This window comes from Bacillus sp. FJAT-28004, assembly GCF_001280845.1.
GTDB lineage: Bacteria > Bacillota > Bacilli > Paenibacillales > Paenibacillaceae > Pristimantibacillus.
Window position 1 is genome coordinate 3,230,121 of record NZ_LGHP01000001.1, and the last position, 11,457, is coordinate 3,241,577.

At 45.6% G+C, this 11,457-nt stretch carries 9 protein-coding genes; all 9 read right to left on the reverse strand.

The features are described from left to right. Positions 1-57: 57 nt before the first annotated feature. Positions 58-2,145 carry a serine hydrolase gene (locus AC787_RS14105; RefSeq protein ID WP_054027061.1) on the reverse strand — a complete coding sequence of 696 codons (2,088 nt, stop codon included), beginning with the start codon at positions 2,143-2,145 and terminating at the stop codon, positions 58-60. A 207-nt stretch (positions 2,146-2,352) separates the two neighbouring features. Further along, positions 2,353-3,099, reverse strand: a complete 747-nt coding sequence (gene pssA / locus AC787_RS14110) for a CDP-diacylglycerol--serine O-phosphatidyltransferase (RefSeq protein WP_054025353.1) — start codon at positions 3,097-3,099, stop codon at positions 2,353-2,355. Between the two features lie 88 nt (positions 3,100-3,187). After that, positions 3,188-4,264 (reverse strand): DNA integrity scanning diadenylate cyclase DisA, encoded by a 1,077-nt coding sequence (disA, locus tag AC787_RS14115; protein WP_054025354.1) that lies wholly within the window; start codon positions 4,262-4,264, stop codon positions 3,188-3,190. 11 nt (positions 4,265-4,275) lie between these two features. Then, positions 4,276-5,643 carry a DNA repair protein RadA gene (gene radA, locus AC787_RS14120; RefSeq protein WP_054025355.1) on the reverse strand — a complete coding sequence of 456 codons (1,368 nt, stop codon included), beginning with the start codon at positions 5,641-5,643 and terminating at the stop codon, positions 4,276-4,278. Positions 5,644-6,021: 378 nt separating this feature from the next. After that, complete coding sequence (locus AC787_RS14125) at positions 6,022-6,378, reverse strand: antibiotic biosynthesis monooxygenase (RefSeq protein ID WP_054025356.1); 357 nt, start codon at positions 6,376-6,378, stop codon at positions 6,022-6,024. 130 nt (positions 6,379-6,508) lie between these two features. Then, positions 6,509-8,968, reverse strand: a complete 2,460-nt coding sequence (clpC, locus tag AC787_RS14130) for an ATP-dependent protease ATP-binding subunit ClpC (protein WP_054025357.1) — start codon at positions 8,966-8,968, stop codon at positions 6,509-6,511. Positions 8,969-8,970: 2 nt separating this feature from the next. Next, the gene (locus tag AC787_RS14135) at positions 8,971-10,050 is read right to left on the reverse strand and encodes a protein arginine kinase (protein ID WP_082360753.1); all 1,080 of its coding nucleotides are present in this window, start codon (positions 10,048-10,050) and stop codon (positions 8,971-8,973) included. A 28-nt stretch (positions 10,051-10,078) separates the two neighbouring features. After that, positions 10,079-10,600 (reverse strand): UvrB/UvrC motif-containing protein, encoded by a 522-nt coding sequence (locus AC787_RS14140; protein WP_054025358.1) that lies wholly within the window; start codon positions 10,598-10,600, stop codon positions 10,079-10,081. Positions 10,601-10,635: 35 nt separating this feature from the next. Continuing rightward, the gene (locus AC787_RS14145) at positions 10,636-11,097 is read right to left on the reverse strand and encodes a CtsR family transcriptional regulator (RefSeq protein ID WP_054025359.1); all 462 of its coding nucleotides are present in this window, start codon (positions 11,095-11,097) and stop codon (positions 10,636-10,638) included. Positions 11,098-11,457: the final 360 nt, after the last annotated feature.

Below are 11,457 nucleotides of genomic sequence, written 5' to 3' on the forward strand. Positions count from 1 at the left end.
ATCGAGTAACACAAGAGGCCTCCCAAATTGGGAGGCCTCTCTCATATCGCTAATCTGTTACTTCTGCTGCATGAATTCGGAGACTATAACGTCTAACGGACGTGTAAGAAGAGAATATAAAATAGCAGATTCCTCTTGGCGGTTCAGAACTTTCTTAGAAGCGTAATTGAAAACACCCTTCTCTGTCTCTTGAACCTCTGGACCATAGATGCCCAGCTTAACGATCATCTTCACAGCTGGCAGCGCCCATACATCAGTCTCACCAGAGAGCTTAACCGATTCGAACAACTCTGCTGGATACTGCTGAGCGAAGACACGCCACATCATAACGGCCGCTTCTTGGCGAGTAATGTTGCGGTCCGGCTCAAACCGATTCGTTGTTGTTCCTTTGACCAGCCCCAGCTCATAAGCCTGATGGACAAAAGCCGCTGCCGAATGGCCTTTCAGATCCGTAAAAACGAGTTCTTCCGTACTGCTTCCTTTTAATCCGCTAATCTCCATAAGATGTTTAACAAATTGCCCCCGAGTGACTGATTGCTCGGGATTAAATTTCTCATCCCCATTATCGGAGTAATGCCCTAACACTTTCAGCGTATAGATTGCTTTCTCGTAAGGATGGTCCTTCGCAATATCAGCAAACAAGGTCGGCGCTTTATGTTTCATACCATAGCCGAGTGGATTCAGATAAGGTTCCTTCAAGTAAAGCACTTCATCGCCAGCCCCTATTGCAAATGCTGTGAATTTACCTGTAAGACTATCTACGAACAGGTTGTTATCCACCTGCTTAAGCACGCGAGGTCCAAGGAAGGCATCTGAAATCATCAAGTTGCCTTTATCGTCTGCTTCTATTGATGTATTTAGTTGACCGACACGAAGATCGGTATAAATGCCGATGAATTTTTCCAATTGATTGCTCGTATACGGCGTGAATGAGTCAAGCTTCGCAGGTTCGGCATAGGCTGGGAAAAATGTATTAATAAAAGCCTGATAGAAGAAATCACGGAGAGGGCCAAGCTTGTTGTAGGTGATGAATACTCCCGTCTTTTGTTCTGGAATTAGAAACATAATAGAGCTAGTACCCACAATATCTCCTAATTTCGCAATAACGGAAGAGCTGCTTCCCGCTCCAGGAAGCTGAATAGGCGCTTCAAAACCATAGGTTGTGTTCGGCATTAACGGATGAATTGTGGAACGATACGTTTCCATACTATCAACGGTCGCTTGCTTAAGGATGCGGCCAGATTCTGTTGAACCGCCATTCAGGAAAGAAATCATAAACTTGCCTATGTCTTCAGCAGTAGAGAACATCCCCCCTTGCGGCATTACCGTAGGAGAAACAGCGTATAATTCATGTTTGCTGTTCATAACATCGTATTCCGACACAAGGTTTTCTTTAAGCTTGTTATTGAGTAAAAAATGGCTTGAATCCATATGCAGCGGCTTGAATATATGCTGCTCCATGTAATCATTAAAAGGTAAACTGCTGACTTTTTGTACAATTAATCCAAGCAGCATCGACGCAAAGTTATCGTACATGTAGGCGCTACCTGGCTCCCGAACAACAGAAGGCATATGCCCCCGAACATAGTCTTCAATTTCAACTACTTTCCCGATGTCGGTATGTATATCCTCTGGCTGCGGATCACGTATCTCAAAACCAGTCGTATGCGTAAGTAAATTCTCAATCGTAACCGGCTTGCCAAATGGGTTGTCGAACTTCAAATCCTTCACGTACTTGGTGAAATCGTCTTGAAGGCCGATCTTTCCCTGCTCTACAAGCTGCATAACCGCCGCTGCGGTAAAGGTCTTGGACACTGAGGCGATACGAAACACGCTTGAAGCAGGATCAATAGGTTTTTTCGTTTCCAGATCCGCTAAGCCATATCCTCGCTGTGCGACTGTTTTACCATCCTTCACAATAACGACAGAGGCTCCTACATATTGCGATTTGATTTGTTCCGATGCAAAAAAATCATTCAAGAATGCTGTGGCATTTTCAGCATTTAACACTTTTGGAGCGAGCGCAGCACTCGGCTCCACGGGAGCCGCATATACGGCTGGAACCAGCAGGCTGACTGATAAAGCAGCAGTAACAATCGTTTTGGTCCATAAAGACGGCTTTCTAGTACTAAATAGTCGTTTCAAACCAGCATCTTCTCCATTCAAATTCGTTTTAGTCTGCCTTCTAAATACGAATTCAGCGGATGAACCGTTTCAAAATTATTCCAAAAAAAGATTGTTAAAAGGAGGACATCCTTGCTTTCATCCATAAGTGAAGGCAAAAAAAATAGCGCCCCAAGCACAAAGATACGTGTTGGGATCGCTATTTTGCGTTCAATATTCTAACCATGATTAAGCTGGTTTCTCTGTTTGAACAGGATCTTCAGCGTTTTCATCTCGTTTCTTCCGCTTGCGGTTTCGCTTGGGCAAACGGCGTTCAACGTTTTTTTTTAGGCCGTACAGCGCATAAAGAAGCAGCGGTACAAACAATATTTTGGATAAGTCATTTTTGAACAATAAGCCTAATACGACAGATACAACAATCACAATAGGGACAACCCATATTGCACTCTTCGGAATACCGACCTTTTTGAAATTCGGATATTTAATCGTACTAACCATTAAGATGGAAAGCACCACCGTACTTGTAAGCAGCACCGATACGTAAATGTCATTTTGGAATAAAGCAAGGGTTGCTAACACGCCACCAGCCGCCGGTATTGGCAGACCGATAAAGTGACCTGGCGCACTTGATATCACATTGAAACGAGCAAGCCGCAATGCTCCGCAAATCGGAAACAATGCCGTCACTATCCATGCTAGAGCTGGATTGAGATCTTGAAAAGCAACTACATACATAATAAATGCTGGAGCTACGCCAAACGAAATCACATCGGATAATGAGTCTAACTCCTTACCGAATTCACTTTGAACGTTCAGCGCCCGAGCAACGCGTCCGTCAACACCATCAAGCAGCATGGCGATTAACACCATCATAGCCGCAGTATCTGGTTTTTCATTGAATACAAGAATGATGGCGATTACTCCTAAGAATAAGTTCCCCACCGTGAGAAGGCTCGGTATCGATTTTGCGATCATCTTTTCCACCTCTTCTCTACTATGCCCCAAAACCCTTAACGAATGTATCTCCACGTTACAGGACCACATTCAATCCATTGTATGGGATTTATATTTGCCTGTCAATGAACATCTGCTCTTGGATCCGCTTGAGACCTTCTTTAATAGCGCGTGCCCGTACCTCGCCAATACCTTCAACCTCATCCAATTCTTCAATCGTCGCCATCAAAATATGGGGCAATCGTCCGAAGTTTTCAATCAGATTGTTCATAATAATAAGAGGCAGCCTTGGAATCTTATTCAGCAGACGATAACCGCGCGGAGACACCGACTCATCGCTCATATTGCTCGTATGTGGATAACCAATCAATCGGATGATTGGCGGCGCATCAAGCAGCTCATCCGAGCTTAGCTTCTTGAGACCAGCCCTTATTTCACGTATCTTCTCATCCGAATTTTCTTTTGCATAATCCTTAAGTAAGTACCAAGCATCCTCTTCTACGCCGCCAACGAGCTCATCCATTTGCATGCTGATGAGCCGCCCTTCCGTACCGAGCTCATTCACATAACGTTTAATTTCCATCTTGATGCGCAGCACCATTTCAACACGCTGAATAACATGTGCCACTTCTTGCAGCGTGACAAGCTCTTCGAACTCCAGTGCTGAAAGGTTCGTAAATGATTGGCTGAGCACTGCTTTATATTTCTCGAGCGTTTGAATCGCTTGGTTGGCTTTCGTCAAAATAACGCCCATATCCTTCAGCGAATAACGCAGATTGCCTTGATACAATGTGATAATATTACGACGCTGCGAGATGGATACGACCAGCTTGCCGGTCTGTTTTGCAACCCGCTCTGCAGTTCGGTGACGAATACCCGTTTCGATCGATGGAATTGAACTATTCGGTATAAGCTGCGTGTTCGCATATAAAATTCGGCGCATATCTTCGCTCAAAATAATAGCCCCATCCATTTTTGCAAGCTCATACAAATAGTTAGGAGAGAAGTCGCAATTGATTGAAAAACCCCCGTCCACGACCTCCATTACCTCTGGGCTGTAACCCACAACAAGCAACGCCCCCGTTTTGGCCCGAAGCACATTTTCAAGCCCATCACGAAAAGGGGTACCTGGTGCGACTAATTGCAATAATTGATTCATAATTTCAAGCTGAGTAGGTTCCTTCATCATCTGTCCCCCTATCCAAGCGCTGCCTTTAGTGCTTCCGACACTGTAGATACGCCAATAATTTCTATGCCCGCGGGATGCTTCCACCCCTTTAAGCTCTTCTCAGGCATAATGATACGTTTAAATCCTAGCTTCTCAGCTTCCTTTACCCGTTGCTCTGCACGCGATACGCCGCGCACCTCTCCCGTCAGTCCTACCTCGCCAAAAATAACGTCAAATGGCTTCGTCGGAGCATCCCGAAAACTGGAGGCTATGCTGACCGCAGCTGCGAGATCGACTGCCGGCTCGTCGAGCTTGACTCCACCTGCTACGTTCAAATACGCATCCTGCGTTTGTAGAAACATACCGTTTCGCTTCTCCAGCACTGCAATGATGAGTGCCAATCGGTTATGATCGATACCCGTGGACATTCTGCGCGGAGATGGAAAGTTAGTTGTGGCAACAAGCGCTTGAATTTCCACAAGCACGGGTCTGGTACCTTCCATACTTGCAACCACTGTGGAGCCTGATACGCCAAGCGGACGTTCAGACAAAAACAGTTCAGAGGGATTCGTGACCTCCCGCAGCCCATCCTCGCCCATTTCGAAAATACCAATCTCATTCGTCGAGCCAAAGCGATTTTTGACAGCTCGCAAAATCCGGTAAGTATGATGGCGCTCACCCTCGAAATAGAGGACACAATCCACCATATGCTCGAGCATCCTCGGTCCGGCGATTGCGCCTTCCTTCGTTACATGGCCGACAAGCACCGTTGCAATTCCTTTAATTTTGGCTACTCGCATAAAATGTGCCGTACATTCACGAACCTGTGACACGCTCCCAGGTGCAGATTGAACGTTTGGATCATAGACGGTTTGAATGGAGTCGATTACGAGAAAGTCCGGTTGAACTGATTCTATCGCATCGTTAATTTGCTCCATATTGGTCTCGCATAGTACATACAGCGATTCCGTAAGCGCTCCAAGGCGATCTGCCCTAAGCCTCGTTTGTCGCACCGACTCCTCCCCAGAAATATAGAGCACTTTCAATCCCTTCACCGCGAGCGCATGAGAGGTTTGCAGCAGCAGCGTCGACTTTCCGATACCGGGATCACCGCCAACAAGAATTAGCGAGCCAGGTACAACACCACCGCCAAGCACTCGATTAAGCTCCAGCATCTTTGTTTCTATACGAGGCTCTTGCCCACTTTCTATATGTATGATGGACTGCGGCTTTTCTTTCGCATGAAACGACGACAATCCGACGCCCTTCGTTTTCACAACGGTTTCTTTCTCTTCCACCATAGAGTTCCAAGCATGACAGCCGGGACATTTCCCCAGCCATTTTGGCGATTCAGTACCACATTCCGTACACACAAACTTTGATTTTATTTTGGCCATTCTGTACTCCTTAAACGTTATGAACCAGCGTAATTTAATGATGCCAGCCCTAGCGATTGTGCTTAAAATCGCACTACATAAAGTTTACCATTTTATCCTCCATGTATAAACCCACATTGTTAATGAAAAAAAGGAGATAACCTACCTATTATTCGTTTCCCACAGCTACACTTATCCATTTCACGACTTTTCATTGTTATCCACAGAATTACCAACAAGTTATCAACATTATCCACAACTCATCAACATATCCCCATAGCCTTTATGGATAAAATCAACATAAAAAACGCTCTCGTTATCCACAGTGGATAAGAGAGCGAAATGTTAGTCACAGGATAACTGAATTTATTAGAGCTCAAACTTTTAAAATACACAGAATTAATGCTGCTGAGCCTCAATTCCAGCTTGCCTTGCAACCAGCACGCGATGCGTTGTTAGTTGTGAGCCAAGCATAACACTTTCTGTTTGCTGACCTGCCTCACCCTGCTGCCCGCCACCTCTATGAGCATGCGCTTGCCGAAATGAATCACTGTTCACCCAGCCCTCAAAGGATGCTTTGGTTTCCCAAGTGGTGCTGACTTTAAGCTCATCATATTCTTCTAAACCTTCTGTTAGCAATACTTCCATGCGAACAAAACCAGGCGATAAATCTATGCCTTTTGAGTTTTGAAATCTATTTGCTACCGTCTCCCCGTGACCCTTTTTTACCTTTATCGTATTGGTAACAACTATCATCGTTGCTCCTCCATTCTATGTAAAGCTATAGTCTTATTATACGATAATGATTATCATTGTCAATTTATTAGGATAATAAAAACTGTCCCGCAAGCAGCTATTCTGGTTGCGGGACAGTTTTATATGTTGCTTATTTCGTAGCCGTTTCCTCTGGTTCTTGCTCCGAAATCGATTTGGTAACCGTTAAGCCACCATCCTTCTCATCGATCGTGAATGTATCGCCTTTTTGGATTTTACCCATTAACAAATCTTCGGACAAACGATCCTCGATATGTTTTTGGATAGCCCGGCGAAGTGGACGTGCTCCGTACTGTGGATCATAACCTTCCTTCGCAAGGAAGGCTTTGGCTGCATCCGTCAATATGAAGTCAACTTCCTGTTCACGCAGCCGCTTGCGCAGCTCATCCGACATAAGAGTAACGATTTGGGCAATATGCTCCTCGCCAAGCGAATGGAACACGATACTTTCATCGATACGGTTCAAGAACTCCGGACGGAAGCTTTTCTTAAGCTCGCTGAGCACTTTATCCTTCATTTGTTGGAAGTCGCGTCCCGCATCCTGAACGGCTGTGAAGCCGAGCGAGGAATTGCGCTTGATTTGATCAGCTCCAATGTTGGAAGTCATAATAATCAGCGTATTGCGGAAATCGACAACACGGCCTTTGGAATCAGTCAAGCGACCATCCTCAAGCACCTGAAGCAATATGTTGAATACCTCAGGGTGAGCCTTCTCAATTTCATCTAACAACACAACGGAGTATGGCTTGCGGCGAACCTTCTCGGTTAACTGTCCACCTTCTTCATAACCGACATAACCAGGAGGCGCTCCGACTAGACGTGATGTCGAATGTTTCTCCATATATTCTGACATGTCGATACGGATAACCGCATTTTCATCCCCGAACATTGCTTCAGCAAGCGCTCTTGCGAGCTCGGTTTTACCAACACCCGTTGGCCCTAAGAAAATGAATGAACCTATTGGACGCTTCGGATCCTTCAAACCGGCACGAGCACGACGAATCGCTCTGGATACCGACTTCACGGCATCGTCTTGACCAATGATGCGACCGTGAAGAATATCCTCCATTTTCAGAAGTCGTTCCGTCTCTTCTTCAGCCAGCTTGCTAACAGGAATTCCCGTCCAGCTAGCTACAACCTGAGCAATATCCTCCGGTGTTACTTCAGAATCAGTACGGCCTTGTTTTTCTTTCCACTGGTTTTTGGTGATGTCGAGCTCTTCGCGGATTTTTTGTTCCGTATCGCGCAGGGCTGCCGCTTTCTCGAACTCTTGACTTTGAACCGCTGCATCCTTCTCCTTGCGGATATCTTCCAAACGGTTTTCAAGCTGCTTCAAATTAGGCGGTACTGTGTAAGAATGCAAGCGTACCTTTGAGCCGGCTTCATCAATAAGGTCAATCGCTTTATCTGGCAAGAACCGATCCGGAATATAACGATCGGATAATTTGACAGCTTGCACAATGGCTTCATCCGTAATTTTTACACGGTGATGAGCTTCATAGCGATCACGTAAACCGTACAAAATTTGAATCGCTTCTTCTGGAGAAGGCTGATCCACCGTTATCGGTTGGAAGCGGCGCTCCAGCGCTGCATCTTTTTCAATATATTTGCGATACTCGTCAAGCGTAGTTGCACCGATACATTGCAGTTCACCGCGAGCTAACGCAGGCTTCAAAATATTAGATGCATCGATTGCACCCTCTGCTCCACCTGCACCGATCAACGTATGAAGTTCATCGATGAATAGAATAATATTGCCTGCTTGGCGGATTTCATCCATAATTTTCTTCAGTCGATCTTCAAACTCACCGCGGTATTTCGTACCTGCGACAACAGAGCCCATATCCAGCGTCATGACACGCTTGTCACGCAAAGTTTCGGGAATTTCATTCTCGATAATCTTCTGCGCAAGACCTTCTGCAATCGCTGTTTTACCGACGCCCGGCTCCCCGATTAGCACTGGATTGTTCTTGGTCCGGCGGCTTAGCACTTGAATAACGCGCTCAATTTCTTTGCTTCGGCCGATAACAGGATCCAAGTTTCCTTCCTTCGCATAAGCAGTCAAGTCTCTTGCTAGACCATCGAGCGTAGGCGTGCTTACATTAGCTGGTGAACCGTGATTGCTCGAAACAGCTTCACTGCTGCCGAGTAGTTGAAGAACTTGTTGACGAGCCTTATTAAGGCTAATGCCAAGGTTGTTGAGCACACGTGCCGCAACGCCTTCTCCTTCACGAATAAGACCAAGCAAAATATGCTCTGTGCCAACGTACGTATGTCCAAGCTTTCTAGCTTCATCCATCGAAAGCTCAATTACTTTTTTCGCGCGTGGCGTATATGCAATATTGTTAGGCTGCTCTTGTCCACGACCAATTAGTGCTTCAACCTCGTCTTGAATTTTCTCAAGTCCAAGTCCTAATCCAATTAATGCTTTAGCCGCTATTCCTTCCCCTTCGCGAATAAGGCCAAGCAAAATATGCTCTGTACCAATATTATTGTGTCCGAGACGAACCGCTTCTTCTTGCGCCAATGCAAGCACCTTCTGTGCTCGCTCCGTGAATCTTCCAAACATCATATTTACGCACCCCCATGGCCTTTTTCACCGCGCAATTGCTTGCGTATGAGTTCTGCTCTCCTGAAATCTCTCTGCTCTGGACTCATCTTCTCGTCGAAGGTTTGTTGCAAAAATCCAGGCTGAGTCATTACCAAAAGCTCATTCAACACTTGTGGCGTTACATCTGATAAAATCCCCAGGTCTGCTCCAAGTCGCACATCCGACAACCGCTGCGCTGCTTCCTTGGAGTCCATTATTGAAGCATATGCTAAAATACCGAATGAGCGCTTCACGCGATCCTCTGTTCTCAGCCTCGACTCATGCATAAGACGCTTGCGTGCTGATTTCTCATGCTCGATGATTTGTCTTGCAACACCATATAGATTTTCAATGATTTCATTCTCGGATTGCCCCAGCGTAATTTGGTTAGACACCTGAAACAAATTCCCAAGTGCTTCACTGCCTTCGCCATACAATCCTCTGACCGCTAAGCCCACCTGCGTTACTGCTGACAATATACGATTAATTTGTGACGTTAAGACAAGTGCTGGCAAATGCATCATGACCGATGCCCTGATGCCTGTGCCCACATTTGTCGGACATGTCGTCAAATAACCGCGCTTCTCATCAAACGCATAGTCAGCCGACTCTTCAAAAATATCGTCAATTCCGCTGGCCAATGCCCATGCCTCCTGGATTTGAAAACCTGGATATAGACATTGAATGCGCAAATGATCTTCTTCATTAATCATTATGCTAACAGATTCATTATCGCTTAAAATAACGGCCCCGCATCGCGATTCGTTCGCTAAATTAGGACTGATTAAATGCTTTTCAACAAGCACCCTTTTATCAAGCTCGCTTAAATCTGACAAAACAATGGTCTCAAATGATCCAATAGACTGCAGCTTGCCGCTCTGGCTTACTTCAGTCAGCTGATCCATGACATCCTTAGATTGCTGATTCGTTGCAAGTAATGGAAAAGGCTGATGACGTAAATTTCGGGCTATTCGCACTCTGCTGCTAATGACAATTTCAGATTCGGGACCTGCGTCCCTCATCCATTCGCTAAGCGCATGCTGTGAGAATCGATGCTTAGTCAAGAGATTCCTTCACTCCTTCTATGCCAGCCTACAGATCTGCCATTTTGCGCTCTAATTCACGTATTCGATCACGCAGCTGAGCCGCGCTTTCAAATTCCTCTTGATCGATCTTCTCCTGCAGATCCCGCCTCAGCTGTTCAATCTCGCGCTTGCACTGGATTTGCCCGCCTGAGCGCTTAGGTATCTTGCCGCTGTGTATGGTGCTGCTGTGAATCCGTTTGAGAAGTGGATCAAGCTTACTTTCAAACGAATGATAACAGGAGCTGCAGCCGAATCGGCCTATTTTGCTAAACTGTGTGTAGGTCAGCCCGCATTCCTCGCAGCGCAGCGCTGGCTGCTTTATACCGGTAATCGTCGACCCGCCAACTTGTTCGAAATCAAGGAGCCCCGACAATAAGCTGTGAATAGAAAAACTATTCGGCGCACCAGGAATGCCTTCACCTTTCTCACGAGCACAGTTTTCACAAATATGAAATTCGGTCTTCTCGCCATTAATGATTTTTGTAAAATGAAGCGTAGCCGGTTTTTTACCGCAATCTTGGCAAAACAAGCCTGATCCCTCCTCCCGGTATAAACGGTTGCTCGTTATTTAACCAGCAACGAGATAAGCATAGACCTAAGTAATCTGGCCCGAATTTCATCCCTGAGCGGCAGCTTAAGCGCAATCGTATCACGATGCACAGCTGCACGGAGCAGGTTTCCCTCTCGCTTAGAGATAAGCCTCGCTTCCTCAAGCTGATAAATAAGTCCTTCCGCTGCACCTTGATCGACACATTCTCCAACCGTTTCTTCGATATGGAATTGAATCGCCTTCAGTGCCGGAAGTTCAATCCGTTGTATTCGGATATAGCCTCCGCCGCCACGCTTACTTTCAACCATGTATCCTTTCTCCATGGTAAATCGAGTACTAATAACATAGTTGATTTGCGACGGTACACAAGAAAATTTGTCAGCCAAGTCATTGCGCTGAATTTCTACTGCGCCTTCTGGACTTTCTTGAAGCATAAGCTTCAAATACTGTTCGATGAGATCGGAAATGTTACGCAAACCACCAACCTCCCTGAGAAATAACCAATAAAACCAAAGTTGAAACATAATAATTAATGAGGTCTTGCAATCAAAACAGAATATACACCGAATATTCGGACAACTGACTTTGACTTTCTTTGACCTTGATTTTATTATATGCAATTTCAGCAAAAGGTCAAGTGCTCGGTAAAATTGATTTTCCATTAGCTTGGTACGGTTACAAGCTGTTTATACATAAATAAACTCATTTGTGAGATTAAAGTTGCTCCGCATATACAAAAACAACAAAAAACCTATCGCATAACATGCGATAGGTCTCTCGTGCTTGGCGACGTCCTACTCTCCCAAGACCCTGCGGTCTAAGTACCATTGGCGCTG